Genomic DNA, 26,249 nt, shown 5'->3' on the forward strand with positions numbered 1-26,249 from the left:
TAAGGAACCGAGGGGTCTCGTCACTTCGGGCGTCATCATGTCGACCCCGAACCGGTCCGGACCGCCGAGGCTCCCGCCTCGGACTTCGCGGAGAGAGCGACCTGCTTCGGGCGGTAGGCTGGGGGCGTGGCTGCCTCCCCCACCAACCCCTATTCCGAAGCCGGCGTCGACACCGCTGCAGGTGATCTCGCCGTCGAGCTGATGAAGTCGTCCGTGCGCGCGACGCACGGCCCCGAAGTGCTCGGCGGTGTCGGCGGATTCGCCGGCCTGTTCGACGCCAGCGCGCTGCGCGACTTCCGTCGTCCGCTGCTCGCGACCAGTACCGACGGCGTCGGCACGAAGGTCGCGATCGCGCAGGCCATCGACAAGCACGACACGATCGGCCAGGACCTGGTCGGCATGGTCGTCGACGACATCGTGGTGGTGGGCGCGAAGCCTCTCTTCATGACCGACTACATCGCGTGCGGCAAGGTCTATCCGCAGCGCATCGCCGACATCGTGCGCGGCATCGCCGAGGCATGCTCCGCGACCGGCACGGCTCTGGTCGGCGGCGAGACGGCGGAGCACCCCGGTCTGCTCGGACCGCGCGACTACGACGTGGCGGGGGCGGCGACGGGTGTGGTCGAGGCGGATGCGATCCTGGGCGCCGACCGCGTGCAGGATGGCGACGCGGTCATCGCCGTGGCTTCCAGCGGACTGCACTCCAACGGCTACTCCCTCGTGCGGCACATCATCACCGGTGCCGGCATTTCCTATGGCGACAACGCCGCTGACTTCGGAACCACGTGGGGCGAGGCGCTCCTCGAGCCGACCCGCCTCTACACGCTTCCGCTCCTGCGTCTGATCGAGCAGCTCGGCGATTCGACGGGGGTGGGTGGCGTGCATGCGCTCAGCCACGTCACCGGCGGCGGCATCGCGGCGAATCTCGCGCGCGTGCTCCCGCAGGGGAGCTGGGCCGAGGTCGACCGCAGCACGTGGTCGCCGAGCCCGGTCTTCCGAGTTCTGAGCGACATCGCCGGTTCCACGCTGGAGTCCGCCGAGGGCACCTGGAACCTCGGCATCGGATTCCTCGCCGTGGTCGCCGCGGACAAGAAGGACGCCGCGATCGCCGCTCTCAACGCCGAGGGCATGCCCTCGTGGCAGGTCGGGACCGTGGGCTTCGGCCCGCGTCCAGCCGGTGAATTCGAACAGGGCGCCAAGGGCGTCGATGGTGGAGCAGTGCGCCTCGTCGGCGCCTATGCGGACGGAGCGAAGTAAGAGCCCATGTGCGGCATCGTCGGAATGGTGGGCTCGGCCCCGGTCAATCAGGACATCTACGACGCACTCCTGCTGCTGCAGCACCGCGGCCAGGACGCGACGGGCATCGCCACCGCCGAGGCGAACGGCGTGATGCACAACGCCAAGGCGCAGGGCATGGTCCGCGAGGCGTTCCGCACCCGCGACATGCGTGCGCTGCTCGGCAACGTCGGCCTCGGTCACGTGCGCTACGCCACGAAGGGCACGGCCTCGAACGAAGAGGAGATGCAGCCGTTCTACGTGAACGCCCCGTACGGCATCATCCTCATCCACAACGGCAACCTCACCAACACGCGTGAGCTCACGGCCGACATGGCCAAGCGCGACCGGCGCCACCTCAACTCGTCGAGCGACACCGAGCTGCTGCTCAACGTGCTCGCCGGTGAGCTGCAGAACACCACGTCGACCGTCGACCTCGACCCCGAGCGGGTGTTCGAGGCCGTGGCCCGCACGCACGAGCGCATCGAAGGCGCCTACGCGGTGATCGCGGTGATCGCCGGATACGGTCTGCTCGCCTTCCGTGACCCGTTCGGCATCCGCCCGCTGATTCTGGGCCGTCGTCCGTCCACCGTGCCAGGGGCCGAGGGCAAGGACGAGTGGGTCGTCGCGAGCGAGTCGCTGGTGCTCGAGAACGGCGACTACGAGGTCGTGCGCGAGGTCGAACCCGGCGAGGCGATCTTCATCACCAACGACGGCGAGCTGTTCTCCCAGCAGTGCGCCACCGCGGCGACGCTCGCCCCCTGCGCGTTCGAGTACGTCTATCTCGCCCGCCCCGACTCGGTCATGAACGGCATCTCCGTGTACGAGTCGCGGCTGCGCATGGGCGACAAGCTCGCGGACACGATTGCCAAGCACGTACCGATGGACAAGATCGACGTGGTCATGCCGATCCCCGACTCGTCGCGCCCCGCCGCGATGGAGGTCGCCCGCAAGCTCGGCATCGAGTACCGCGAGGGCTTCTACAAGAACCGCTACGTCGGCCGCACCTTCATCATGCCGGGGCAGGCGGTGCGCAAGAAGAGCGTCCGCCAGAAGCTCAACGCGATGTCGACCGAGTTCCAGGGCAAGAACGTGCTCCTCATCGACGACTCGATCGTGCGTGGAACGACCTCCAAGGAGATCATCCAGATGGCGCGGGACGCCGGCGCCGCCTCCGTCACCTTCGCGTCCGCTGCCCCGCCCGTGCGGCACCCGCACGTGTACGGGATCAACATGCCGTCGCGCCACGAGCTCATCGCGCACGGACGCACGATCCCCGAGATCGCCGAGGAGCTCGGCTGCGACCACCTCGTGTATCAGGAGGTCGAAGACCTCAAGGCCGCGATCACCGAGGGCTCGGTGCTCACGGATCTCGACATGAGCTGCTTCGACGGCCGCTACGTGACCGGCACCGTCTCCGACGAGTACCTCGCCTGGGTGGAGGGGTCGCAGACTTCATGACGATGCCGAGCGCACGACCGCTGTGGCAGGGTCGGGCTCTCGCACTCGTGGGGATCGTCCTGGTGGCGTTCTCGCTGCGTTCCGCGGTCGCCTCCCTGTCGCCGGTCATCGATCACGTCGCCGCGGACTTCCCGGTCTCGCCCGTCGTGATCGGTCTGATCGGGGCCGCGCCTCCGGTGTGCTTCGCGATCTTCGGTCTGCTCACGCCGCTGTTCGAGCGGCGGTTCGGTCTGGAGCGGATGGCGGTCGCCGCGATCACGCTGATGGCGGCCGGCATGCTCCTGCGCGGCGTCGCGCAGGACTCGACGAGCCTGCTCGCGGCCACCGCTCTCGTGTTCGCGGGTGTCGGCTCCGGCAACGTGCTGCTGCCGCCGTTGGTCAAGAAGTACTTCGCAGACCGGCTCGGCGTGATGATGACGGCCTACTCGACCACGCTCGCCGTCTCGACGTTCCTGCCGCCTCTGGTCGCGGTTCCCGTCGCGGACAGTCTGGGCTGGCGGGTGTCGCTCGGCATGTGGGGTGTGGTCGCCGCTCTGGCTCTGGTCCCCTGGATCACGCTGCTGGTGCGTTCACGCTCCGAGCCCGACGACCGCACGATGACCACGGAGCTGCTGGTCCCGGATCCGACCGACGGCGTGGACGACGTGCGCGACGCGGTGGCCGCATCCACCGGACCGATCACGACCCAGTCCGCCAACCCGAAGGCGTTCGGGCGGCTGTGGCGGCTGCCGCTGGCCTGGTCGCTCGCTCTGGTGTTCGGCACCTCGTCCACCATGGCCTACGTCGCTTTCGCGTGGCTGCCCACCATGCTCGTCGACATCGGCGGCGTCTCTCCGGCCACGGCGGGTTTCCTGCTGTCGTTGTTCGCCCTGGTGGGTCTGCCGTGCTCGATGCTCGTCCCCGTGCTCGTGGTGCGCTTCCAGGCGACCCGGCCCCTGTTCTTCGTGGCGGTGGCCGCGGGGCTGGTCGGTCTTCTCGGCCTGCTGCTGTTCCCGACCGTCGCCCTGCCGCTCTGGGTGGCGATCTTCGGCCTCACTGCCATCATGTTCCCGCTCAGTCTCGTGCTGCTCAGCATCCGTGCCCGCACTCCCGAGAGCGCGGTGGCGCTGAGCGGCTTCGTGCAGAGCATCGGGTACGGGATCGCGGCGACCTTCCCGCTTCTCGTCGGACTCCTCCACGAGACCACCGCGGGCTGGCAGGTTCCGCTGCTCGTCGTCGCGGGAGTGCTCGTGGCCTCCATCCCCGCGGGCATCGTCGCGGGTCGTCGGCGCACCGTCGAGGACGAGTGGGAGCGCCGGCACGGGCGCTGGTGATGCGCTCGATCAGCGCGCCGACCGCGGCGGGGCCGTCGAGGAACGCACGATGAGCTGCGGGTCGGTGGACGGCATCTCGCCGACCGCCTCGTGCCCTTCGATCTGGGCGATCACCCGGAGCGCGGCGGCCCGGCCCATCGCCTCGAAGGGCTGGCGGACAGTCGTCAACGCGGGGGAGGCATAGGCGGCGAGGGCGATGTCGTCGACACTCACCACCGAGACGTCGTCGGGAACGCTGCGTCCGGCTTCGTGCAGCGCGCGGATCAGGCCGAATGCCATCTCATCGCTGCTGACGAACACGGCCGTGGCTTCCGGGATGGCGGCGATCGTACGACCGGCGCGATACCCGGACTCGGGTGTCCAGTCGGCGGGGATCTGCGGCGGGGGCACGATCCCTCGGTCGCGGAGCGTCTGCTCCCACGCCTCGCTGCGCTGCTGCGTCTCGGTCCAGTAGTCGTCGCCCGAGACGTGCCACACGGTCTTGTGGCCGAGGTCGAGGAGATGCTCGACCGCGAGGCGGGCGATCGCGCGCTGATCGACGGCGAGCGGAGCATCCTCGTCGAGAGAGGTGCGCTCGCTGCGGGTCGCGGGCGTGCGCTCGGTGCGCGCCCTCATGGCCGGGCTCTCGAGTTCGAGCGGCACACCGAGGATGATGCCCTCAGCTCCCTGGCGCTCGAGTCGGTCGAAGGCTTCGAGGAAGGCCTCAGCCGACGCGTGATCGGCGACGGCTGCGGTCGAGACCGTGTATCCGTTCGCCGCCGCCGCCTGTTGGATGCCGACGCCGAGCGCGGCCGACGAGTAGCGGTCGGTGGAGACGACGATCACGCCCAGCACCCTGGTGCGACCGGAGGCGAGAGAGGCAGCGGCGGCGTGCACGCGGTAGCCGAGCTCCTCGACGGCTGCCAGTACTCGCCTGGCCGTGTCGGGGCGCACGTTGTCCTGCCCCGACATGACACGGGAGACGGTCTGCGTGGAGACACCGGCAAGTTGGGCGACATCGACCTGGCTGGGGGCGCGGTCGTCTCTCGGGCGACGAGGTGACATGTGCTCAATGGTAGCGATCAATCGGCGTGAATCCAGGAAGCGCGGAGTAGCGTGATGCGATAATGTGAACGCAAACACTCGTGCTTGGAGCGCTATGCCTGACCTTCTCGCCTCGGCTGTCGACGCCGCGTCCGTTGCCGTCGACACTCGGGCCTCCGTGCCGCCGATCGGCGCTCCCGCCCTGTCCTGGCGCGATGGGGAGATCCTTCGCGACGGCGTCGCGCACCGCATCATCGCCGGCTCGATCCACTACTTCCGGGTGCATCCCGACCAGTGGGAGGACCGCCTCCGCCGCCTCGCCGCGATGGGCGCGAACACGGTCGACACGTATGTCGCGTGGAACTTCCACGAACGCGTCGAGGGTGACGTGCGCTTCGACGGCTGGCGCGACATCGAGCGCTTCATCCGCCTCGCCGGAGAGGTGGGCCTGGATGTCTTCCTGCGGCCGAGCCCCTACATCTGCGCGGAATGGTCCAACGGCGGCATCCCGTTCTGGCTGTCCGGTCGCGTGGCTGCTCTGCGCACGAGCGATGCCGACTTCCTCGCGGCCGTCGACGCCTGGTACGACGAGCTGATCCCCCGCCTCGTCCCGCTGCAGGCCGCGCACGGCGGACCCATCGTCGCCGTCCAAGTCGAGAACGAGTACGGCTCGTTCGGCAGCGACCCCGCCTACCTCGCGCATCTGCGTGACGGGCTGCGTCGCCGCGGGATGGTCGAGATGCTCACGACCGCCGACGGCATCACGAGCGACATGATCGAGCACGGCAGTGTGCCCGGGGCCATGGCGACATTCACCTTCGGCACCGGCGTCGCGACGGCGGTGGAGCTGCGTCGTCACGGCGATGCGCTCATGTGCAGTGAGCTGTGGGGCGGGTGGTTCGACCACTGGGGGGAGCGGCACCACGTGCGTTCGGCCGCGAGTGCCGGCGGCACCATCGAGGAGCTGCTGCGTGCGGGCGGATCCGTGAGCCTCTACATGGCGCACGGAGGCACGAACTTCGGTCTCTGGAACGGGGCAAACCATGATCAGGTGCTGCAGCCGACCGTCACCAGCTACGACTCGGATGCGCCGATCGGTGAAGACGGCACCCTCACCGAGAAATTCCACGCGCTGCGGGCGATGTTCGCGCCCTTCCATGCGGCTGAGCTTCCGCCGGTCCCCGCGCCACCACGGCGACAGACTGCGGCGACGGCGGTGCTCGACCCCCGTGCGTCCCTGATCGAGCTGATCGCCTCGCTTCCCGTGACCGGCGACGTCTCGCCGCGACCGCGCACCTTCGAAGAGCTCGGCGCCGAAGACGGGCTCGTCGCCTACGAGGCTGACGTCTCCTTCCCCGCAGAAGCGACACTCACTGTCGACGGACTGCACGACCGGGCAGTGGTGTTCCTCGACGGCCTTCGGCTCGGCGTGCTGGAGCGTGACGGCGAGACCTCTCTCCCCCTGCCGCGCGACGGTGGTGCGGGCCGCCTTATCCTCGTCGTCGAGAGCCTCGGGCGTATCAACTACGGCCCCTACACCGGCGAGGGCAAGGGCATCATGCGCGGCGTGATGATCGGCCGCCGGCTGGTCAACGGGTGGACGCATCGCCTCATCCCGCAGGACGCTCCTGCGGCGACGTCCGCGTCTGCTGACGGTGCCGGCGACGGGGTTGCTGTGGCCTCGTTCGACGTCGCCGAGCCGCTCGACGCCTGGCTCGCCTTCCCTGGCGGCTCCAAGGGCATGGTCTGGTTGAACGGATTCCTCCTCGGTCGGTACTGGAAGATCGGGCCGCAGGTGACGCTGTATGCACCGGCGCCGCTGTGGCGGGCGGGTCGCAACGAGATCGTGGTGCTCGACACCGATGGGCTGGGCGCGACGGTCGAGATCCGCGAGCAGCCCTCCTTCGGCGAGACCGAGGAGTTCATCGGCTCCTGACCGCTCTGCTGCTGCTCCGAGACCCATCCTCCGCGCCGAGACCCATCGTCTCCGGCGGCTGTGAGGGTGGGTCTCGGCGCGGAGCGTGGGTTTCGCCGGCGCGGCGCTTCGAGACATGTTTGCGCTCGCTCAGCGAAAAGCCTTGATCTACATGGCCGCGTCCGCTTACAGTGATAGCGCAAACATCGATGTGGTTCGTCGATGATCACTTGCGACGCGCTGGGGCGTCTCTCCTCCCGGGCGTCGCTCCGATCGAGAGGCAAGACGTGTCGAAACCTTCCCGACCGCCCCGCGCCGCCGTCGCTCTCAGCTCCGTGCTGGCGACCGCGCTCGCAATCGGCGGTGTGCTCACCCCGGCGACGGCCGCGCAGGCCGCCGATCTCGTTCCGGTGCCGAAGACCGACTACCGCCTGCACGCGGTCTCGAGCGAGTCGGATCCGTACCCGGCGCCACCCTCGCTCGACGGCACCGCGCTGGGTGCCTTCGACGGAGACTTCGCGACGCAGTGGACCTCGCGCTACTCCGCGAATGCCCCGTTCCCGCACTGGATCGTCGTCGACCTGCAGCGCTCGCTCTCGGTGAAGGCCCTCGACTACTCGGTCAAGAAGGGGCAGGGCGTCGCCGCCAAGACGGTGGAGGTCTATGTCACCGACGACGCGGATGTCGCGCGCAACTCTCCGGCCGACGGCGGATGGGGTGCGGCTTCGGGAGCCGCGACACTGCACGCGCCCACCGCGAACGACGAGAAGCAGCGCATCACGCTCGACTCCGCCAAGGACGGCCGCTACGTGGCGTTGCTCGTGATCGACGCGCAGGGCACCACCGGGGGAGGGGCAGGCGAGATCGAGGTCCTCTCCGACGAGGCGCTGCCTCCTATCGTCACCGAACCGGAGACGCCCGACACCGATGAGACCGTCGAGATCGCCGACGGCGGTACGACGGCCATCGTGTCGACCGAGTTCCCCCGCATCACCGGATACCGGGTGGGAAGCGAGAGCATCGCCGGCCAGCGCAGCTCCGCGAAGACCTGGGCGGTGAACGGCACGACCTATCCGTCGACGACCACCTCGACATCCTCGGCGAACGGCGTCGATTACGTGTCGACGCTCACCGGCATCGACGTGACCGTGCGCAGCAGCATCCGCGTCGCGAAGGACGGCACCGTCGGGTTCGAGGTGACCGCCGTCGAAGGCGGAGCCACCGTGACCACGCTCGGACTCCCCGACAACGCGTTCCTCTCCGTGAGTGCCGCGGATGCCGGTGCAGCGCTCGACCGCACCGTGATCAGCCCCGACAGCACCAAGAACGCCGACGAGCACATCGCCCTCAACGCCTCGACGGTCTCCGGTCAGAAGGGGGCGGCCTTCGCCTTCCTCGGCAACGGTGCGCTCGTGGGCAGCGTCATCACCAACGCGACGACGCAGGCATCCGGCGGCACCGCCTCCTGGAACACGCGCCTGACCACGCGCGTGACCGAGGCTGCCGGACGCACCGCTGAGATCGGATCCAGCGCCTGGCTGATCCACCCGACCACCGCTGTGGACAGCCGCGTGACCACGTACGCCCTGCCGAAGGTCACGGTGCTCCTCGCCGCAGATCGCAACGGGGACGCGACGGTCGACTGGCAGGACGCCGCGATCCGCTACCGCGAGGTCGACACTCCGCGTCTCGGCGCCGACCGGGTCGCGGAGCGCGTCGTCAGCCGCATCCCGTTCAACTTCGCCTCGAGCGCGACGAACTACTTCGACCTCACCCTCGACAACACCAAGCGCATCGCGAACCAGACCGACGGCCTCGGACAGTGGGTGCTCAACAAGGGCTATGGCAGCGAAGGCCATGACTCCGCGAACACCGACTATGGCGGGAACTACAACGAGCGCGCGGGAGGGCTCAGTGACCTGAACAACCTCGTCGATGAGGGAGCGAAGCTCAACGCCGACATGAGCGTGCACGTCAACGCCACGGAGATGTATCCGCAGGCCAACGCGTTCGACTCCGCGATCATCGATGGAGCGGCGCCCTACAAGCCGGGCTGGAACTGGCTCGACCAGTCGTACTACATCAACCAGCAGGCCGACCTCGGCACGGGGCGCGTGCTCGACCGCTTCCAGCAGCTGCGCGACGAGGTCCCCGGTCTCAGCGGTGTCTACATCGACGTGTACTACTCCAATGGCTGGGTCGCCGAGGAGCTCGCGGACGAGCTGAACGCCATGGACCTCGAGGTAGCCACCGAGTGGGGTGACAAGTTCGTCGACAGCACGGTCTGGTCGCACTGGCCGAACGACCTCAGCTACGGCGGTGTGACCAACAAGGGCATCAACTCGACCATGGTGCGTTTCATCCAGAACGGGCAGGCCGACGTCTGGAACGACGACGCCCTGCTCGGCCAGCAGCGCCTCGTCGACGCCGAGGGGTGGGTCGGCAACCGCAACTGGGACGGCTTCGTCGACAACATCTGGACGCAGAGTCTGCCGACCAAGTTCCTGCAGCACTTCGACCTGCTGACGTACGAGGCCGGTGCGCAGGCGACTCTGACCGATGATGTGGCCGTGCGGATGGACGGCAGCACCAGGGTCGTCACCATGGACGGCGCGACGGTGCTGCGCGGCGACTCCTACCTGCTTCCGTGGCAGTCGCTGGCGTCGAACCAGGACGCCGGCTCGCCGGTCGATGCCGACAAGATGTACTTCTACTCCGCATCCGGCGGCGAGAAGACCTTCGGTCTCACCGACGCGTTCCGGGGCAACACCGCCTTCGACGTCTTCGAACTCGGCGATCAGGGACGCGTCAAGGTGGGCACGGCGACCGCGAACGACGGTGAGCTCACGCTCAGCGGCGACAAGGGCACAGCCTACGTCGTGGTGCCGCAGGGCGGTGCACAGCGCGCGGCGGTGGAGTACCGTGATGCGGGCCTCCACGACCCGGGATTCAACTCCGGTTCGCTCGATGTGTGGAGCCCGCAGGGCGATGTGACCATCGAGCGCACCGACCTCGGCAACGCGAAGAACGAGTCCCGCGGCGACAACATCGCCGTGTTCGGCGCCGCCGCCTCGTCGATCTCGCAGACCGTGACCGGGCTCACTCCCGGCCAGCGGTACGCGTTCTCGGCGCAGGTGCAGATCGATCCGACCGCGACCCGCGACGTGAGCGTCTCGGTCGACACCGGTTCCGGCGCGGTGACGCGCACGTGGAACCTCTCCCCGACGTACAACTACATGCGAGCCGACTCCAAGGCGGGCCAGTACTACCAGCGCGGCTCGACGTCGTTCCTCGCTCCGGCTTCCGGTGAGGTGAGGGTCTCGATCGGTGCCGTCGCCGGCGACGCGAAGGTGCGCGTCGACAACGCCCGCATCTCGACCGACACCACCGGCCCGTTCGCAGCCGGCACGGTGTACTCGAACGACTTCGAGGGCAACGAGGCGGGGTGGGGCCCGTTCGTGAAGGGCGACGCCAGCGGCATCGACGATCCGCGTACGAGCATCTCGCGCCGCCACGACCCGTACGCGAGCAGCGAGTGGCGGAACACGGCCAAGCCGTTCGATGCGGGCCCCCTGGCCGGTCTGGCCGTCGACACTACGCTCAACGGCGACCACTCGCTCATGTCGCACTCCGAGAACAGCGGGGTGGTCTACCGCACGGATCCGACCCTCGTCCCGCTGCAGGCCGGGCACTCGTACCGCATCGGCTTCGACTACCAGGCCGGCGCGAGCGGGGCGTACCGCTGGCTCACCGGCACCGATGCGGTGGCGGGTGGGAAGATCACCTCGACCACGCTCAGTCGCACCGGCATCGCACAGGCGCTGGAGACGACCGCGTTCTCGCAGGACGTGATCGTCGGCTGCGGCGACTACACCTGGGTGGGACTCGAGCGCGTGGGCGGACCGGACGTCGACTTCGTCTTGGACGACTTCACCGTCACCGACCTCGGCCCCACGGCCGGCGGAACGCCCTGCGCGACCGTCTCGGGCGAAGCGGGCGTCCTGAGCCCCGGAGCGCAGACCGCGTTCACGACCACGTTCACCAACAGTGAGTCGATCGCCGTGGAGAACATCGGCGTGCAGCTCGAGGTTCCGGAGGGCTATGTGGTCGAGGTCGCCGACGGCTCGTCGAACCTGTTCGACGAGGTCGCGGCGGGCGACAGCGTGGATACCACCTGGCTGGTCACCGCGCCGGCAGAGGCAGCCGGCACGACGGTCGGCATCGGGATCGCGGCGACGTACCTGGCCGACTGCGATGTGCGCACGGTCAGCACGACCCAGGAGGTGTCGGTGTCCTCACGGGCCCGCATCCCCAACGCCCAGGTCTCCGTGACGGCGAGCTCGGAGGAGACCTCGGGCGAAGACGGCGCGGCCGCGAACATGCTCGACGGCAACGCCGGCACGTTCTGGCACAGCCGGTGGAGCTCGGCGGCCACCTCGTACCCGCACGTGCTGACGTTCGACCTCGGTGCTGCCGAGAAGGTCGACGGCATCTCGTACCTGCGCCGAGGAGCCAACCAGAACGGGCCCATCAAGGGATACGAGGTCGCGGTGTCGACGGACGGACAGGCGTACACACCCGTCGCCTCGGGAGAGTGGAAGAACGTCGCCGAGTGGCAGGATGTGGACTTCGCGGAGACCACGGCGCGCTACATCCGTGTGACCGCGCTCTCTTCGATCTCGGGGACACAGTTCGCCGCGGTCGCGGAGATGGCCGTCTACGGCTCCTCCGCACCACGGGCCGGACACGCGCCGGCGACCCGTCCTGTGGATGACCTGAGCGCGTGCAACCCGGTGATCGACCCGAAGCTCGGGCTCGACGGCGACACCGTGCGTGCCGGCGAGACGGTGGGCATGGCGCTCACGGGCTTCGCGCCGCGGTCGACGGTGTCGGTCTGGCTGGATGGGACCAAGCTCTCGGATGCCAGGGTCGATGCGAAGGGTGCGTTGACGACGCGGCTGCTGATCCCCGCGAACGCCGAGGTCGGAAAGCACCGTGTCATCGTGCAGGACGCGGCAGGCACAGAGCTCGCGAGCGCACCGTTGAAGGTCAAGAAGGCGAAGCCGGGGAAGAAGGCGACCGTCACGGCCTCCATCGGCTCTGTGTCCGCCGGGGCGACGCTGACCGTGCAGCTGAGCGGCTTCGAGCCCGATGCGCTGGTGCAGCTGTGGCTCCACTCCGAGCCCGTCCGGATCGGCGAGGTGACCACGTCGGCAGAGGGCGACGCGGTCGTGACCGTCACGATCCCGGCGTCGACACCGGCCGGCGCGCACGCGCTCGTCGCGACCGATGCCCAGGGCGTCGAGCTGGCTCGGGGCGATCTCGCCGTCACAGCTGCGACCGGCAGTGGCAGCAGCGGGGGAAACCTCGCGACGACGGGCGCTGAGGGGGCGATCTGGGCCGGTGCGGCTCTCGCGGCCCTGCTCACCATGGGCCTCGGTCTGACCCTGTGGCTGCGGCGGCGTCGCCTGAGCTGACCAGCATCCGCACGAACGGCCCGGAGGCATCCCGCCTCCGGGCCGTTCGGCTGCGCTCCCGAGAAGGCTTCCTGCACGACAGGTGTCGATATCGGGCTCTCCCCATTCCTCGGAGCACTGCCCCTGCGCAGCGAGTCGGTCGGGTGTGACGAAGCAGGATGGCATCCGTAGCCGAGCGAGAGGAATGCATGCATACTGTAAGCGTGCCCCATGTACTGATCCGTGACCTCGACCCGACGATCCACTCGGTCCTCGCTGCACGCGCGGAGTCACGAGGGCAGTCACTGCAGCAGTACCTGACATCTGAGCTGGCGCTCATCGCATCGCGCCCCACGGTTCCGGAGCTCTTGGCCGCCCTCGGGGAGCGACCTGTCTCTCCGCCCATCGCGCCGGAGGCGATCGTCGCGGCGATCAGGGAGGGGCGAGCCGACCGATGATCGTCGTCGACGCATCCGTCGTGGTCGACGTCTTCTGCAACGTCGGTTCCACCTCTGCCCTCCATCGGCGTCTGACCGACGAAGTGCTGCTCGCGCCTGACCTGTTGCCGGTCGAGGTCGCGTCCGCGTTGCGCGGCCTGAATCGCGGGGGTGCGCTGACCGATGCCGCACTCGAGACCGCAGCCGTCGACCTCGCACGGCTACGCGTCGAGCTGCACCCCACCCTGCCGCTCATTCCGCGCATCCTGGCACTCCGCCACACCATGACGGCCTACGACGCCGCCTACGTCGCGCTCGCGAGTGTGTTCGGGTGCCCGCTCATCACGCATGACCGAAGGCTCGCGCGTGCAGCCTCCGGCCATTGCGCAGTCGAGGTGCCTGTCATGCCCGACTGACCCGGGATCAGCCCTTCACGGCGCCGGCGGCGAGGCCGGAGCGCCAGTACTTCTGCAGGGCGAAGAACAGCAGCACGAGCGGGATGACTCCGAGCAAGGCGCCGAGCATGACGGCTCCCTTGTCCGGGGCGAAGTAGCTCACCATGCCGTAGAGCCCGAGGGTCACGGGCTTCAGATCCTGACTCGAGATCATCATGAGCGGCAGGAGGAAGTTGTTCCAGGTGGCCACGAAGATGAACAGGAAGATCGTCACCATCGCCGGACCCAGAAGCCGCATCACGATCGTGAAGAAGATGCGCGCCTCGCCGGCACCGTCGATGCGGGCGGCTTCGAGCAGCTCGGTCGGCACCGACGACTGGGCGTAGACCATGCCGAGGAAGACGCCGAAGGGCGACACCGCGGAGGGGATGATGATCGCCCAGACGGTGTTGGTGAGTCCGAGCGCCTGGAACTCGATGTACAGCGGCACGGTCAGCAGTGCGACCGGGAGCAGCAGCCCCGCCATGATCACACCCACCGCGATGCGCTTGCCGGGGAAGGCGAACTTCGCGATCGCGTAGCCGGCCATCACCGCGAACAGGGTGCCGATGACGCCCGCGCTCACGGAGTACAGCATCGAGTTGCCGACCCACCGCCAGAACAGGCCCTGGGTCCAGTTCATGAGGCTGTCGTAATTCGTGTCGAGGTTCCAGTCGGCGAACCAGAAGCCGAAGGTCGACGTGAGGTCGGTGTTGTTCTTGGTCGACGCGACGATCAGCCAGTACACGGGCACGAGGAAGTACAGCGTGGCCACGACGAGCGCGATGATGCCGAACGCTCGAGCGGCCGGTGTGGGGGCGATCGAGGGTGGCGGGGCGTCCACGTCGCGCGGGGGGCGCGGACGTCGACGCGGCGATGCTCCGGTGGTGATGAGGCGCGTGGTGGTCATGCGTCGCCCTTCCGGCGCTGCAGCAGCGCGTACACGATCGCGAGCACACCCGCGATCAGAGCCATGAGCAGGGAGTAGGCCGATGCGGGGCCGCTGCCGGACGGCGAGATCTCGCCCATCATCGTGTTGTACGTGAGCATCATGGGCGTGAAGTCCTTGCCCATCCACGAGTTCGCTGCCTGCAGCACGACCGGCTCGTTGAACAGCTGGATGGTGCCGATGATCGACAGCAGCACGGCGAGCAGCGCGGCTCCTCGCACCAGCGGCACCTTGATGCGCATCGAGATCTGGAAACCGGATGCCCCGTCGAGGCGCGCGGCCTCGTACAGGTCACGCGGGACGGCCTGCAGCGCTGACAGGAAGATCAGCATGTTGTACCCCGTGTAGGTCCAGGTCGTCATGTTCGCCATCGAGAACAGGATCGTTCCCGGCGCCATGAAGTCGGTGCCCTGAGGGAGGAACGGGAGGAAGGGTGAGACCTCCGGGGTGTAGAGGTACAGCCACATCATCGCGGCGATGATGCCGGGAACCGCATAGGGGAGGAAGAAGGAGAGCCGGAAGAGGGTGGGGCGGCGCACGATGAAGGAGTCCAGCAGCAGGGCGAGGCCGAGAGCGACGAGGATCATCACCGGGATCTGCAGCGCCGCATAGAGCACCACGCGACCCATGCCGGTCCAGAAGGCGCCGTTGGTCGCGGCGGTGATGAAGTTCTCCAGACCGACGAACGTGTCGACGAGCTCACCGCCGCCGTAGAGACCGTCCCCGGCGGGAACCTGTGCGAAGAACGACGACCGGATCGACACGATGATCGGGACCAGGAAGACCAGGACGAACAGCACCGCGAACGGCGTCATGAACAGCCAGCCCGTGAGGCCTTCTCTCCGGGTTCCGAATCGGCGTCTGCGGGCCGGATCCGCGGGGGTGCGCGGAGGCGCTGTCGACGCAGCGCCTCGCGTCTCGGTCACTGTGACCATGGTGTCGCCTCTCGATGTCAAGACGACGGCGGAGTGCACGATTGCGCGTGCACTCCGCCGTCGATCATCCGATGATGCCTTCTCGCCCGGTCACTCCGCGACCGGGAGGCCGAGGTCCTTCAGAGAGGCCACTGCCGTGTCCTGCGCCGTGGTGAAGATGTCGGCGACCGTCGCGGTGCCGGCCACAGCTGCCGCTGCGGTCTCGTTCATCTTCGACAGCGTCGAGAACCCCGGTGCGTAGGGGAAGTCGGGGTTGAGGTTCTCGGTCGCGGTGCCGAGCTCGGAGAGCACGTCCTGTCCGCCGAACTGGCGCAGCATCTTCTCGGGGGTCTCCACCTCGCCCTTCGCCGCGACGACGAGGCCCTGCGACGCGAGGTCGTCGACCTGGGTGTTGAACCAGTCGTTGAACTCCATCGCCTCAGCGGGGTGCTCGCAGCCCTTCATGACCGAGACACCGGAACCGCCGTCGGGGCCGCTCATGGCGCCGGCGCCGAAGTCGGGGAGCTGGGCGACGCGCCACTGTCCTTCTGCGGGGGTGCCGTCGAGCGAGTCGAGGAGGAATCCCGCCTCCCACGCCGCTCCGACGTGGCCGATGAGGCTGCCGTCGTTGAGCGCGGCGGTGAAGCCCTCACCCCAGCGCTCGGTCGCGAGGGTCTGCTTGCCGTCGAGCAGACCCTGCCAGAACGCGGCGACGCGCTCGGAGCCCGCGCCCTCGGCGTCGACCTTCCACTCGTCGCCCGCGGTGCTGAACCAAGTGTCGCCTGCCGCAGCCGACTGGGCGGCGAGCCAGTTCTGCGCCTCGTCGGGGGTGAACGCGGTGACGTACTTGCCGGCAGCTGCTGCCGTCGCCGAGTCCGCCGTCAGATCGTCGAGCGTCTTCGGGGCATCGAGGCCGAGTGCCTGGAACTCGGCCTCGTTGTAGAAGTACACGAGGGGTCCGGTGTCCTGGGGGAGGCCGACGATGGCGTCGCCGACCTTCATGCCGCTGAAGGCTCCGGCCGAGAAGTCGTCCTCGTACTTCTTGGCCTCGTCCGCCACGTCCTGCAGCAGGCCCTTGACGAACAGCTGCGGCACCTCGGAGTAACCGGTCTGCGCCAGGCACGGTCCGTTGCCCGCCTTCACGTCGGTCTCGAGCTTGAGGATCATGTCACTCGACTTGCCGTCGAACTTGGTCGCCTTGACCTGGATGTCGGGGTGCTCGGCGTTCCAACGATCGACGATCTCGGACGTCGGGGTCATGCCCTCCCCATCGGGGAGACGGTGCAGGTACTCGATCGTGATGGGATCGCCGCTCGCCCCGCTGTCCCCGGAGTCGCCGGATGAGCAGGCTGCGAGGCCGAAGGCCGACACCGCGCCGACGGCGACGATCGCGGCGGTGCGGGTGAAGCGAGGGGTGATTGCCATGCTGTTCTCCTCTTTGAGGTCATGTTCCTGCGGATCGCCCTGGGCGGGGGACTGGCACCGTGGCGCCGTCGATCACATGCACATCAAATCAGAAAATGTTTGCGCTCACAAGCCTGAGATGATGACATCACAGGCGCAATCGCGGACGATAAAGGGAGCGCTGACATCGAGCATCCGTCCGGGTGGACGTGCAGCTCAGTCGACGCGAACCTCGTCGCCGACGCGGACCACTCCGCCACGCCGAGTGCTGTTGTCATCCGCATCGGGCCAGCCGGGAAGAAGCAGGCGTCCGAGGGTCGGTTCCTGCTGTCCGAAGGCGCCGGTGAGTGTCGTGAGCACCTTCGCGTCCCGCCGGCCGTCGTCGGGGTTCGCGTGGGTCGCCAGGCAGCGCACGATCGGGCCCGCGGTGAGGAAGCCCAGCTCGCCGATGTGCACCTCGCCCGCCCAATCGAGTTCGCTCCAGGGGGCGGCGTCGTCGATCACGACGTTCGAACGGAAACGCCGATCGTCGATGCTCATCCGGAGAGCTTCGCCCAGCGCGCGGACGCTGCCCCGACTGTGCACCGACACGTAGCCGCGCGACCGATCCTGGAAGCGGGACGTCTCGCCGTCGCCGACGAGGACGAGGGGGAGGCGGCCCGGTCGTCGCAGCCGACGCCCCTCGGGGGTCGCGAGAACGAAGTCGGTGATGGCATCGGCGAGCTCGCGCCGTCCCTCGTCGTCGATGCCGGCGTCGACCAGCGTCGCGCCGGCGTGCTCGATGTGGATGCGGCGCTGCCGGTCGTCGTAGCTCGTGCGCAGAGCGGCGAGAGAGGGGAAGTCCTGGAGAGCGAGCCCTTTGGCCTTCGGCCAGTAGTCAAAGCCGTCCCGGTCCTCCGGCTCGGTCGCGTCCGCGAACCGGAACGCGAGGACGCGATCGCCGTCGACTCTGCCGTCCGGCTGCACGGTCAGGGAGTCACGCGGTTCGGGAGTGAATCCCTTGATCGGGTGACGGTAGAGGGCGACGACGCGGGCCATGAGGAGATCCTCTCAGCTGCCGACCCCAGGGCACGACAGACGGCGCTCTGTCACCGAGCGGTCTTCTCGGCGACAGAGCACGACGAAACACCCGCAGGTCGTGCGGGTGTGACGAACCGAGAGGCGGTCAGGCCTTCTCTAGTTCGTCCTCGTCTTCGTCGGCATAGTCATCAGCCCACTTGTCGACATATGCGTCTTCGTCGGTCGGGTGACCCAGCTCGCGCTCGAGAGCGGAGTAGTTCACCGACGGACTGTACGCCTTGAGTTCGCGGGCGATCTTTGTGTGTTTCGCCTTCTGACGGCCACGGCCCATGCTCGAGACCCCCTCACGATTTCAGCGACGGGCGGTTGAGGCCCGAGGCATTTCACGACACCGGTTCGAGGCCGGTAAGAGTAGCATTCAGAATAGCACGCGGGTTAGCCCCTCTGGCTGACGCCAGGCTGGTGAAGGGAACGATCTTCATGACCGACAACACCTCCACTCCGTCCGATGAGGCTGCACAGAACGCGGCGCTGCAGAAAGCCGTCATCGTCGGCATGCAGCTGGACCAGGATCGACACGTGATCGACGAGGCCGTGCGCTATGCGCGATTGCTGAACGCACCACTGGTGGTCGCGCACGTCGATGTGACCCGGTTCGTCACGTACGAGGACCCGGACGGCTACGTGCATTCGGCTCCGATCGACATCAACTTCGACGCCGGCGCTGCGGAGTTCGAGGCGGTCGAGGCGGCGGCCGCCGGCATGCTCGCCGGTACGGACATCACCTGGACGGCGCGGCAGCTGGTGGGAGACCCCGCCCTGGCGATCAAGCAGCTCGCCAACAAGCTCGACGCGCAGCTGATCGTCGTCGGCACCCGCAAGCGCGGCATCGGCGAGTCCATCAGGGAGTTCTTCACCGGGTCGGTCGCCGCGCGTCTGGCCCATCGTCAGCATCGCTCCGTCCTCGTGGTACCGCTCGGGGAGTCGGTGCCGGACGAGCAGAAGGAGATCTGGCCGGACAAGTAGTGGTTCCGGACGCACGAAAGGTGTCGGCATCCCAGGTGGACGCCGACACCTTTCGTGTGACGGGGGTCAGGAACCGGAGCTGGAGCCGCTCAACGCGACGGTGATGCCGCGTGCTGCGCTGTCGAGGGCCGTCTCGAGCTCGGTGACGACCGACGGCGACAGCGTGCCGCCCTTCGCGACGTGAGTCCGCAGGTCGGTGCGCACCCTCGCCCGGAAGGCGTTGATCACGGCATCCGCGCGGTGCATCTCCTCGCGGCTGACGAGACGGGAATCGTCGGTGGCCGTGCGTGGACGGTTCTTCGCCGCACTGCGCTCGTCCTTCTCCGCCGCAGCCAGGTCGGCGCGGAGGCTCTTCATCGCATCCTTGACGCTCTGGCGCACCTCGCTCGCGATCAGTCGCACGGAATCGGTCAGCCCCGCCTCGATGCCCGCGAGGTCGCCTTCCCGTGAGGCGAGCTCCGCCCGACCGGCCTCGGTGATCGAGTAGATGGTGGTGCGGCCGTCGACCGTCTTGGTGACCAGGCCCTCCTCCTCGAGCTTCGCGAGTCGGGGGTAGATGGTGCCGGCGCTCGGCGTGTAGGTGCCACCGGTGCGATCGGTGAGCGACTGGATGATGCCGTATCCATGCTGGGGTGCCTCGGCGAGGAGCGACAGCAGGTACAGGCGCAGGTCGCCGTGGGAGAAGACCGCGGGGCTCATGCTTCCCACTCCGGGTCGTCGGCGATCGACGCGGGGGAGCGGCGCAGCACGGTCACCCCACCGGAGACGGAGTTCGCGCGCAGGTCGACGAAGCGCCCCGCGAGTTCTCCGGTGGTGCCGGTGTAGTTGCTGGGGCCAGAGGTGCTGCGCTCGACGCCGTCGATCAGCAGACGTCCGCTCAGCGACCGGATCACGTAGTTCGCGGCGAGCGACTCGTCGAGGCGCACGGTGGTGCCGCCCGACACCGAGTTGACGGTGATGGTGTTCACGTCGCCCGCGGCATCGACCAGTGTGGAACCGGAGACGATGTCGACCGTGGCCCGGCGGACGGCACCCGTGACGGCCACGTCGCCCGACACGCTGTTCGCGCTGATCGAGCCGGTGAGTCCGCGCACCTGCACGTCGCCGGAGACGGAGTTCACGGTGAGGTCGCCGATCAGGGTGTCGACGATGATGTCGCCGGACACGGTGTTGAGGCGGGCGTCGTTGCGGAGGCCCGACACCAGGGCGCCGGCACTGACGACACCGAGGTTCAGCGCGATCGAGCGGGGGACGGCGACGCTCACCTCGGCGCGGGGGCCGCCCGAGCCGAAGTTGCGGAACACTTCGAGGAAGTTGTCCCAGCCCAGCTGTGGGTGGTCGATCTCGACCTCGCCGTCGTGGGACTCGATGCGCAGGTCCTTGGTGGTGACGCCGTGCACCTCGATGCGGATGCCCGGTTCGTCGTGGGCGATGATGTCGACCTGTCCGCCGACGAGGCCCACTTTGAGGCGGGTGACGGATTCGATGTCGATGACACGTTCCTCGCCGGGGGCGATGAGCCACTTCTCGGTCATGTCTGCTTCTCCTGGGTTCGCGGTCACGATATATCGTGTGTCGTCACCATAACACGATATATCTCGTTCCTGTCAAGGAGTCTCTTCGAGAAAGAGTTGACCTTGACGGTGCGTCAACTTCTACAGTCGAGGTGTCCCGCAACGGAAGGAGAGGCGATGAGCAAGGACGACTGGTCGATCCAGGAGATCGCCCGACTGGCAGGCACCACGAGCCGTGCTCTTCGCCACTACGACGACATCGGGCTGCTGCCGCCGTCGCGCATCGCGCCCAACGGGTATCGGCACTACGACGGGAAGGCTCTCGTGCGTCTGCAGCGGATCCTGCTGCTGCGGGAGCTCGGACTCGGGCTGGCGCAGATCGCGGAGGTGCTGGGCTCCGCATCCACCGCGGACGCCGGGGCGATCGAGGCCTCGGCTCTGGAAACCCATCTCGCGCTGCTGCGCGACGAACAGACCAGGCTGGCGCGCCAGATCGCGTCGGTCGAATCCACCATCACGGCATTGAGAGGAGGTGAGAACCTCATGGCAGAGAACATGTTCGACGGTTTCGACCATGCGAAGTACAAGGACGAGGTCGAGGAACGCTGGGGGAAGAAGGCCTACGCCGACAGTGACAGCTGGTGGCGCGGTATGACCGACTCCGCACGCGGCGAGTGGCAGCAGCGCGTGTCCGACCTCGGACGCGACTGGATCGCGGCGGCGGAGAGCGGTATCGATCCGTCTTCCGCCGAAGCCCAGGAGATCGCGCGACGCCACGTGGAGTGGCTCACGGGCATCCCCGGCACACCCGCCGCGGTGCCCGGAGGCGACGTGAAGGCGTACGTGATCGGGCTCGGTGAGATGTATGTCGCAGACCCGCGTTTCGGCGCGAACTACGCGACGTCGTCCGGCGGCACCCACGGCGCGGAGTTCGTCCGCGACGCCCTTCGCGTCTACGCGGAAGACAACCTCTGAGCCGTCCATCCTCCGGTCGCGATATGTCGGCTGCAGCCACCCGTGCAGCGGTCATGTCGCGACCGGAAGCGCGTCCCGTGCGTACCGAACGCGCGCGACCGACGCAAGGGGGCGATCGCAGGGCACTCCCGGGCGTAGGGTCGGGGCATGGCTCACGGACCCCGGCGCATGGACGCGGCGCCGCTGTTCGTCGCCGCGGCCACCGCGTACGGAGCGAACTGCGCTCTCGGCGCGTCCGTCGCAGTGCGGGTCGTCGACACTCGGAACTTCCGGTGGTTGCACCACCTGCTCTACATCGTCACGTGCCTCACGACCGCTCTGGCGCTGAGTGCAGGGCTGTGGGGCCGCCCGCGCCGACAGAGCCGTCGCGCCGCGCTCGGGATGCTCCCCGCCGCCCTGCCGCTCGCGGCGATCCCGTATCTCGGCACGCACGGTCGACGGCACCCGTTGGTCGCCCTCGCTGCCGCGCCCTTCATCGTCGCGGGGCTGCTGCTCTCGCGATCCACCGCCGACCGGAAGTGACACGCATGGAGCTGCTCGACGCCATCCGCCGCCGCAAGACCACCAACGGCGCGTTCCTGCCCGATGCCGTCTCCGAAGAGCATCAGCGCATCCTCCTCGAAGCTGCCGGGCGCGCGCCGTCGCAGCTGAACAGTCAGCCCTGGCGATTCGTCGTGATCGAGAACCGTGACACGATCGAGCAGATCGCCCGCATCTCCGGCGAGAGCATGACCGAGGCGATGTCGAACGGCACCTTCTTCGAACGCTACAAGCCATATTTCCGCTTCAGCCAGGCCGAGATGGAGGAGAAGCGCAGCGGCATGCTTTTCGACAAGCTGCCCGCAGCGCTCCGACCGTTCACGAGTCAGGTGTTCACCAAGCGTGGGCAGACGCTGATGAACACGTTCGGGGTGCCCAAGACCCTGGGCGCCGAGAACAGGAAGCTCGTCGCAGGGTCGCCTCTGCTGCTCGGGGTCATGCTCGATCGCAGCGAGTACCGACCGGGGCAGCTGTCGTCCTTCTACTCCGTGTTCAGCATGGGTGCGGCGATGGAGAACGTCTGGCTCACGACCGTCGAGCTCGGCATGGGCATCCAGTTCATCTCGTTCCCGATGGAGGTGCCTGGGCGATGGGACGAGATCGTCGAGCTGCTGCGTGTGCCCGACGACCTCGAGCTCATGGCGGTCTACCGGCTGGGCTACCTGCCGCCCGAGCAGCGCCGTCCCGCGATCGACTGGTCGAGCAGCGAGCGCAAGCTCGTGTCGCAGTACGTGTTCCGCGAGAACGGCGACACCCCGCAGCAGGGGTGGGATGGTCCACCTCCCGCGGGCGATGTCACTCCGGGTCCGCCGACGACAGGGGCGTGAGGTCGCGCAGCGCCGGACCCTCGATGCGGGTGCCGTCCGGGGCGAAGCGCGATGCGTGCAACGGGCAGTCCCAGGTGCACTCCGCGTCGTTCCAGCGGAGGACTCCGCCGAGGTGCGTGCACACCGCACCCACCGCCCGTGTCACGCCGTCCACGGTGGAGACCGCGACAGGACGACCCGCGCGATTCGCGACCACTCCTTCGCCCTCCGCCGGCTGAGGCACGGGTGTGCGGCGCCGTTCCGCATCCACCCACCCGGAGGCGAGGGCCGCCGCGACCTTTCCGCCCTCCACGGCTCCGCGACCGAGGTCGGCGGGAACGGTCAGGCGCGTCCCGATCGTCGTGATCCACGTCGGGCGATCGCGGCGAGGGGTGCCGAGGATCTCGGAGGTGAGGCGCTGGGCTGCGGCCGGGGCGTTCGACAGGCCCCACTTGGCGTAGCCGGTCGCGAAGCGGATGCGACCGAGCCCGCGGGGCATCGCGCCGACGAACGGGATGAGATCGTGCGACTCATAGTCCTGCGCCGACCACCGATGCGTCTCCTCCGCGCCGGGGAAATGCAGCTGCGCCCACGCGACGAGGTCCTCCACTGCGGCTGCCTCGCTGTCGGACCTGCCGACCGGATGGCCGTTGCCTCCGACGACGAGGCGGGCCCCGCTGCCGGGGCCATCCGCCACCGTCACGGGACGGATCGACCGGGTGGGTCCGTCGACCGAGAGGAACGTGCCCTCGGGCACATCGCCGGGAACCCGGAACGACACGCAGTACGACCGCAGCCCGCGCACCTTGGCGAAGTAGAGCCCGCGGTCCGTGATGGGCGTGCCGGTCGCGAGCACGATGTGTTCGGCGAAGAGCGGTCCCTGTGCGGTGTCGACGCGCCCGGCGAGCGCCCGCGTGCCTGTCGCCCTGATGCCGGTGTGCAGAGTCCCGCCCGAGGCGAGCAGCTCCGCGGCCAGCGCCACCGCGACGGCGACGGGATCGATGGCGACCTGATCGTCCAGGGCTACTGCGGCCGCCACGGGGAACGGGGTGGGCGGGAGCTCGGTGGGCGACAGCACCCTGGCCGGCAGACCCGCCTCACGAGCAGCAGCATGCTGCTCGTCCACCGTGCCGAGGCCCTCGGGGCCCTGAGCGTAGGAGTGGTCCGTGTGGCGGGTGAACGGAACGCCCGAGAGCTCGGCGAACGCGAGCAGCCATTCCATTCCCGAGCGGTTGGCATCCACGTAGGCGCGCACCAGCTCTGCCGGATGGTGTCGACGGATCGTCGCGAGCTGTGCGCCCTGCAGCAGGGACAGCTTTCCCGTGTTCGCGCCGCTGGCGAGCTCGGCGATCCCGCCGGCATCGATCACCGCCACGTCGAGGCCCGCTCTGGTGAGCATGACCGCCGTCGAGAGCCCGGTGAGCCCGGCGCCCACGATCACGACGTCATGGCGCGCGCCGGACTCGAGAGGTGTTCCGGTCGGCAGGGTCCGGTCGAACTTCCACAGGGGATTCATGCGCTCAGTCAACGCGGCCCGCATCACGGTATCCACCGCCTTGACATCCGGACGGTCCACTGCCAGGCGGCGACTACAGTGGCGGACGTGAACCTTCGCCGCATCCTCCTGGTCGCCGCCGGCGGCACGGTGGGCACGGCGGCACGGCTCGGGCTGGGGCTCATGCTGCCTGATGCCGGGGGCTTCCCTGTGGCCGTGCTGGTCGCGAACGTCGTCGGGGCACTCCTGATCGGACTGCTGGCCGCGCGCCTGCCCGCCACGGCCGAGCTCCGACTCGCGCTCGGCACCGGCGTGCTCGGAGGTTTCACGACGTACAGCGCCTTCATGACCGGCACTCTGTCCCTGTGGGCGGACGAGCCTGTCGTCGCGGTCGCCTATGCGGTCGGCAGCCTTGCGCTCGGGCTCGCCGCGGCGGCTCTGGGCCTGCGCATCGGGCGGCCGCGCGCGGGAGGGGCCGCATGACGCCGCTCCTGTTCATCGGTGCAGCGCTCGCCGGAGGGGTGGGCGCAGTGCTGCGCTACCTGGTCGATCTCGGTGTGGCCCGGCTGGTGGGGCGGCGTTTCCCCTGGGGCATCCTGCTCGTCAACCTCACCGGCTCGTTCGCGCTCGGACTCGTCACCACCGCGCTGCCCGAGGCGGCGTTCCTCCTGGGGGCAGGGTTGCTCGGCGGGTACACGACCTTCAGCACGGCCATGCTCGACACGGTGGCACTGTGGCGCGACGGCGAGCGCCCGGCGTCGGCGTTCAACGCGGTCGGGATGCTGCTGCTCGGCCTGCTCGCCGCGGCACTCGGGCTGACTCTGGGCGCCGCACTGTAGTTCTCCGACCTTTCGAATCGCGCAAACGGTCGTATCCGCGGCCCGGATCGAACCATTCGCGCGATTCGAACGAATCGGTGGTTGCGGGGGTCGGGGACCTCGGGGTAATGTCCTTGCTAATCGATTAGCGCTAAACGATTAACACTCGGAGAACGCGCCCGTGCACTGTCGAAGGAGACACCGATGCCCCGTACGACCCGCCGCGCTCTCGGCGCCCTCGCCGCGTCAGCCGCAGCCGTCCTCGCCCTCAGCGCCTGCTCGTCCGGAACGGCAGGTGCAGAATCCGACGGCGAGGTCACCCTGAGCTACGCCATCTGGGACGAGAACCAGAAGCCCGCGATGGAGGACATCGCCGCGGCATTCACGAAGGAGCACCCGAACGTCACGATCGACATCCAGGTGACGCCGTACAAGGAGTACTTCACCAAGCTGCAGACCGCCGCGACCGGCGGTTCGGCGGCCGACGTGTTCTGGATGAACGGCCCGAACTTCCAGCTCTACGCCTCGAACGGTCAGCTCGCTCCCCTCGACGACGGCGGGATCGACGCGGCCGATTACCCGCAGGGCCTTGTCGACCTCTACACCTACGACGGGAAGCTCTACGGGGCACCGAAGGACTTCGACACCGTCGCCCTCTGGTACAACAAGGCACTGTTCGACGCGGCCGGTGTGGAGTACCCCTCGGCGGGGTGGACGTGGGACGACTTCACCGCCGCGGCCGCGAAGCTCACCGACCCCGCCAAGGGACAGTTCGGAGTCGCGGCAAGCCAGTACGGGCAGGAGAACTTCTACAACTCGATCGCGCAGGCCGGTGGTGAGGTGATCTCCGCCGACGGCACGAAGAGCGGCTATGGGTCGCCCGAGGCACTCGCCGGCATAGAGCTGTGGACCGACCTGATCGCCGCAGGGTCTTCGCCCACGGCGCAGCAGATGACCGACACCAACCCCGAGGACTTCTTCCTCTCCGGCAAGGTCGCCATGTTCCAGAACGGCTCGTGGGCGGCCATCGCCTATGCGGACAACGCCGACATCGGCGGCAACGTCGACGTCGCTCCGCTTCCCACCGGAGCAGAGGGCAACCAGAGTGTGATCCACGGCGTCGGCAACGTCGCCAATGCCAAGAGCGCGCACCTCGCCGAGGCCAAGCAGTTCGCCGAGTTCGCCTCCGGGGAGCAGGCGGCGAAGATCCAGGCCGAGACCGGCACCGTGATCCCCGCCTTCGACGGCACTCAGCAGGCGTGGGTCGACGCGCTGCCGCAGTACGACCTGCAGGTCTACATCGACGCGCTCGACAACGCCGTGCCCTACCCGGTGTCGAAGAACACGTCGGCCTGGACGAGCATCGAGAGCGAGGTGCTCTCCCAGGTCTGGTCGGGCGCGGTCGCTCCGAAGGAGGGTCTGCAGGATCTCTCCGACCAGATGCAGGCGGCACTGGACGCCGAGCAGGAGTGAT

The 26,249-nt window shown here is 68.4% G+C and carries 23 protein-coding genes; 14 read left to right on the forward strand and 9 right to left on the reverse strand.

Annotated features, from left to right (window positions below; genetic code table 11):
* The first annotated feature begins 126 nt into the window (after positions 1-126).
* Genes purM through RN51_RS03055 form a run of 3 tightly spaced genes read left to right on the forward strand, consistent with a single transcriptional unit; the run spans position 127 to position 4,049 of the window.
* Positions 127-1,257 carry a phosphoribosylformylglycinamidine cyclo-ligase gene (gene purM / locus RN51_RS03045; RefSeq protein WP_045262571.1) on the forward strand — a complete coding sequence of 377 codons (1,131 nt, stop codon included), beginning with the start codon at positions 127-129 and terminating at the stop codon, positions 1,255-1,257.
* Between the two features lie 6 nt (positions 1,258-1,263).
* Positions 1,264-2,736, forward strand: coding sequence for an amidophosphoribosyltransferase (purF, locus tag RN51_RS03050; RefSeq protein ID WP_045262572.1), 1,473 nt, complete (start codon positions 1,264-1,266; stop codon positions 2,734-2,736).
* Entirely contained in the window at positions 2,733-4,049 is a 1,317-nt protein-coding gene (locus RN51_RS03055; protein ID WP_045262573.1) for a CynX/NimT family MFS transporter, read from the forward strand. Before purF ends, RN51_RS03055 begins: the two co-directional genes overlap by 4 nt.
* A 9-nt stretch (positions 4,050-4,058) precedes the next feature.
* On the opposite strand, the gene RN51_RS03060 is transcribed toward RN51_RS03055, so the two are convergent.
* Positions 4,059-5,093: a LacI family DNA-binding transcriptional regulator gene (locus RN51_RS03060; RefSeq protein ID WP_045262574.1), complete on the reverse strand. Its 1,035-nt coding sequence runs from the start codon at positions 5,091-5,093 to the stop codon at positions 4,059-4,061.
* A 94-nt stretch (positions 5,094-5,187) separates the two neighbouring features.
* Between RN51_RS03060 and RN51_RS03065 the strand changes: the two genes are divergently transcribed.
* The 4 genes from RN51_RS03065 to RN51_RS03080 all read left to right on the forward strand — a co-directional run bounded on the left by RN51_RS03065 (position 5,188) and on the right by RN51_RS03080 (position 13,296).
* A complete protein-coding gene (locus RN51_RS03065; RefSeq protein ID WP_082066310.1) occupies positions 5,188-7,008 on the forward strand; it encodes a glycoside hydrolase family 35 protein in 1,821 nt (606 codons plus the stop codon).
* A gap of 266 nt (positions 7,009-7,274) precedes the next feature.
* A complete protein-coding gene (locus RN51_RS03070; RefSeq protein WP_045262598.1) occupies positions 7,275-12,464 on the forward strand; it encodes an endo-alpha-N-acetylgalactosaminidase family protein in 5,190 nt (1,729 codons plus the stop codon).
* A 203-nt stretch (positions 12,465-12,667) separates the two neighbouring features.
* On the forward strand, positions 12,668-12,901 hold the full coding sequence (locus tag RN51_RS03075) for a hypothetical protein (protein WP_052674557.1): 234 nt from the start codon (positions 12,668-12,670) through the stop codon (positions 12,899-12,901).
* Positions 12,898-13,296 carry a type II toxin-antitoxin system VapC family toxin gene (locus RN51_RS03080; protein ID WP_045262575.1) on the forward strand — a complete coding sequence of 133 codons (399 nt, stop codon included), beginning with the start codon at positions 12,898-12,900 and terminating at the stop codon, positions 13,294-13,296. Before RN51_RS03075 ends, RN51_RS03080 begins: the two co-directional genes overlap by 4 nt.
* A gap of 7 nt (positions 13,297-13,303) precedes the next feature.
* On the opposite strand, the gene RN51_RS03085 is transcribed toward RN51_RS03080, so the two are convergent.
* The 5 genes from RN51_RS03085 to RN51_RS03105 form a co-directional block, all read right to left on the reverse strand.
* Complete coding sequence (locus RN51_RS03085) at positions 13,304-14,224, reverse strand: carbohydrate ABC transporter permease (protein WP_052674558.1); 921 nt, start codon at positions 14,222-14,224, stop codon at positions 13,304-13,306.
* The gene (locus RN51_RS03090) at positions 14,221-15,198 is read right to left on the reverse strand and encodes a carbohydrate ABC transporter permease (protein ID WP_156149068.1); all 978 of its coding nucleotides are present in this window, start codon (positions 15,196-15,198) and stop codon (positions 14,221-14,223) included. The genes RN51_RS03085 and RN51_RS03090 overlap by 4 nt, the downstream gene beginning before the upstream one ends.
* 90 nt (positions 15,199-15,288) lie before the next feature.
* Positions 15,289-16,602 carry an ABC transporter substrate-binding protein gene (locus RN51_RS03095; protein ID WP_045262576.1) on the reverse strand — a complete coding sequence of 438 codons (1,314 nt, stop codon included), beginning with the start codon at positions 16,600-16,602 and terminating at the stop codon, positions 15,289-15,291.
* A gap of 195 nt (positions 16,603-16,797) precedes the next feature.
* On the reverse strand, positions 16,798-17,619 hold the full coding sequence (locus RN51_RS03100; protein ID WP_045262577.1) for an MOSC domain-containing protein: 822 nt from the start codon (positions 17,617-17,619) through the stop codon (positions 16,798-16,800).
* A 127-nt stretch (positions 17,620-17,746) separates the two neighbouring features.
* On the reverse strand, positions 17,747-17,932 hold the full coding sequence (locus RN51_RS03105) for a DUF3073 domain-containing protein (RefSeq protein WP_029259537.1): 186 nt from the start codon (positions 17,930-17,932) through the stop codon (positions 17,747-17,749).
* Positions 17,933-18,081: 149 nt separating this feature from the next.
* Here RN51_RS03105 and RN51_RS03110 point away from each other — a divergent pair, with 149 nt between their 5' ends.
* Positions 18,082-18,627: a universal stress protein gene (locus tag RN51_RS03110; protein WP_045262602.1), complete on the forward strand. Its 546-nt coding sequence runs from the start codon at positions 18,082-18,084 to the stop codon at positions 18,625-18,627.
* Between the two features lie 66 nt (positions 18,628-18,693).
* Here the strand turns inward: RN51_RS03110 and RN51_RS03115 are convergent, their stop codons facing one another.
* The gene (locus tag RN51_RS03115; protein WP_045262578.1) at positions 18,694-19,326 is read right to left on the reverse strand and encodes a PadR family transcriptional regulator; all 633 of its coding nucleotides are present in this window, start codon (positions 19,324-19,326) and stop codon (positions 18,694-18,696) included.
* Positions 19,323-20,162 carry a DUF4097 family beta strand repeat-containing protein gene (locus tag RN51_RS03120; RefSeq protein WP_045262579.1) on the reverse strand — a complete coding sequence of 280 codons (840 nt, stop codon included), beginning with the start codon at positions 20,160-20,162 and terminating at the stop codon, positions 19,323-19,325. The genes RN51_RS03115 and RN51_RS03120 overlap by 4 nt, the downstream gene beginning before the upstream one ends.
* A 156-nt stretch (positions 20,163-20,318) precedes the next feature.
* On the opposite strand from RN51_RS03120, the gene RN51_RS03125 reads away from it, so the two are divergent.
* The 3 genes from RN51_RS03125 to RN51_RS03135 all read left to right on the forward strand — a co-directional run bounded on the left by RN51_RS03125 (position 20,319) and on the right by RN51_RS03135 (position 22,483).
* On the forward strand, positions 20,319-21,116 hold the full coding sequence (locus RN51_RS03125; RefSeq protein ID WP_045262580.1) for a MerR family transcriptional regulator: 798 nt from the start codon (positions 20,319-20,321) through the stop codon (positions 21,114-21,116).
* A 147-nt stretch (positions 21,117-21,263) separates the two neighbouring features.
* The gene (locus tag RN51_RS03130; RefSeq protein ID WP_231579196.1) at positions 21,264-21,638 is read left to right on the forward strand and encodes a hypothetical protein; all 375 of its coding nucleotides are present in this window, start codon (positions 21,264-21,266) and stop codon (positions 21,636-21,638) included.
* A gap of 5 nt (positions 21,639-21,643) precedes the next feature.
* Positions 21,644-22,483, forward strand: coding sequence for a nitroreductase family protein (locus RN51_RS03135; RefSeq protein WP_045262582.1), 840 nt, complete (start codon positions 21,644-21,646; stop codon positions 22,481-22,483).
* Here RN51_RS03135 and RN51_RS03140 read toward each other — a convergent pair.
* Complete coding sequence (locus RN51_RS03140; RefSeq protein WP_045262603.1) at positions 22,452-23,978, reverse strand: FAD-dependent oxidoreductase; 1,527 nt, start codon at positions 23,976-23,978, stop codon at positions 22,452-22,454. The two genes, RN51_RS03135 and RN51_RS03140, sit on opposite strands and share 32 nt — an antisense overlap.
* Positions 23,979-24,065: 87 nt before the next feature.
* Between RN51_RS03140 and RN51_RS03145 the strand changes: the two genes are divergently transcribed.
* The 3 genes from RN51_RS03145 (at position 24,066) to RN51_RS03155 (ending at position 26,248) form a co-directional block, all read left to right on the forward strand.
* Positions 24,066-24,440 carry a fluoride efflux transporter FluC gene (locus RN51_RS03145; RefSeq protein WP_045262604.1) on the forward strand — a complete coding sequence of 125 codons (375 nt, stop codon included), beginning with the start codon at positions 24,066-24,068 and terminating at the stop codon, positions 24,438-24,440.
* Positions 24,437-24,796: a fluoride efflux transporter FluC gene (locus RN51_RS03150; protein WP_045262583.1), complete on the forward strand. Its 360-nt coding sequence runs from the start codon at positions 24,437-24,439 to the stop codon at positions 24,794-24,796. Before RN51_RS03145 ends, RN51_RS03150 begins: the two co-directional genes overlap by 4 nt.
* A gap of 183 nt (positions 24,797-24,979) precedes the next feature.
* Positions 24,980-26,248, forward strand: a complete 1,269-nt coding sequence (locus RN51_RS03155) for an ABC transporter substrate-binding protein (protein ID WP_045262584.1) — start codon at positions 24,980-24,982, stop codon at positions 26,246-26,248.
* Position 26,249 lies beyond the last annotated feature (1 nt).

The sequence above is a fragment of the Microbacterium oxydans genome (assembly GCF_000956405.1).
Taxonomy (GTDB): Bacteria; Actinomycetota; Actinomycetes; order Actinomycetales; family Microbacteriaceae; genus Microbacterium; species Microbacterium oxydans_C.

Coding starts and splice junctions, on each gene's coding strand:
- RN51_RS03155 (WP_045262584.1), top strand. CDS start 24,980: ATGCCCCGTACGACCCGCCGCGCTCTCGGCGCCCTCGCCGCGTCAGCC.
- RN51_RS03140 (WP_045262603.1), bottom strand. CDS start 23,978: ATGAATCCCCTGTGGAAGTTCGACCGGACCCTGCCGACCGGAACACCT.
- RN51_RS03065 (WP_082066310.1), top strand. CDS start 5,188: ATGCCTGACCTTCTCGCCTCGGCTGTCGACGCCGCGTCCGTTGCCGTC.
- RN51_RS03095 (WP_045262576.1), bottom strand. CDS start 16,602: ATGGCAATCACCCCTCGCTTCACCCGCACCGCCGCGATCGTCGCCGTC.
- purF (WP_045262572.1), top strand. CDS start 1,264: ATGTGCGGCATCGTCGGAATGGTGGGCTCGGCCCCGGTCAATCAGGAC.
- RN51_RS03115 (WP_045262578.1), bottom strand. CDS start 19,326: ATGAGCCCCGCGGTCTTCTCCCACGGCGACCTGCGCCTGTACCTGCTG.
- RN51_RS03130 (WP_231579196.1), top strand. CDS start 21,264: ATGGCTCACGGACCCCGGCGCATGGACGCGGCGCCGCTGTTCGTCGCC.
- RN51_RS03100 (WP_045262577.1), bottom strand. CDS start 17,619: ATGGCCCGCGTCGTCGCCCTCTACCGTCACCCGATCAAGGGATTCACT.
- RN51_RS03055 (WP_045262573.1), top strand. CDS start 2,733: ATGACGATGCCGAGCGCACGACCGCTGTGGCAGGGTCGGGCTCTCGCA.
- RN51_RS03090 (WP_156149068.1), bottom strand. CDS start 15,198: ATGGTCACAGTGACCGAGACGCGAGGCGCTGCGTCGACAGCGCCTCCG.
- RN51_RS03135 (WP_045262582.1), top strand. CDS start 21,644: ATGGAGCTGCTCGACGCCATCCGCCGCCGCAAGACCACCAACGGCGCG.
- RN51_RS03150 (WP_045262583.1), top strand. CDS start 24,437: ATGACGCCGCTCCTGTTCATCGGTGCAGCGCTCGCCGGAGGGGTGGGC.
- RN51_RS03080 (WP_045262575.1), top strand. CDS start 12,898: ATGATCGTCGTCGACGCATCCGTCGTGGTCGACGTCTTCTGCAACGTC.
- RN51_RS03110 (WP_045262602.1), top strand. CDS start 18,082: ATGACCGACAACACCTCCACTCCGTCCGATGAGGCTGCACAGAACGCG.
- RN51_RS03125 (WP_045262580.1), top strand. CDS start 20,319: ATGAGCAAGGACGACTGGTCGATCCAGGAGATCGCCCGACTGGCAGGC.
- RN51_RS03060 (WP_045262574.1), bottom strand. CDS start 5,093: ATGTCACCTCGTCGCCCGAGAGACGACCGCGCCCCCAGCCAGGTCGAT.
- RN51_RS03105 (WP_029259537.1), bottom strand. CDS start 17,932: ATGGGCCGTGGCCGTCAGAAGGCGAAACACACAAAGATCGCCCGCGAA.
- RN51_RS03120 (WP_045262579.1), bottom strand. CDS start 20,162: ATGACCGAGAAGTGGCTCATCGCCCCCGGCGAGGAACGTGTCATCGAC.
- RN51_RS03085 (WP_052674558.1), bottom strand. CDS start 14,224: ATGACCACCACGCGCCTCATCACCACCGGAGCATCGCCGCGTCGACGT.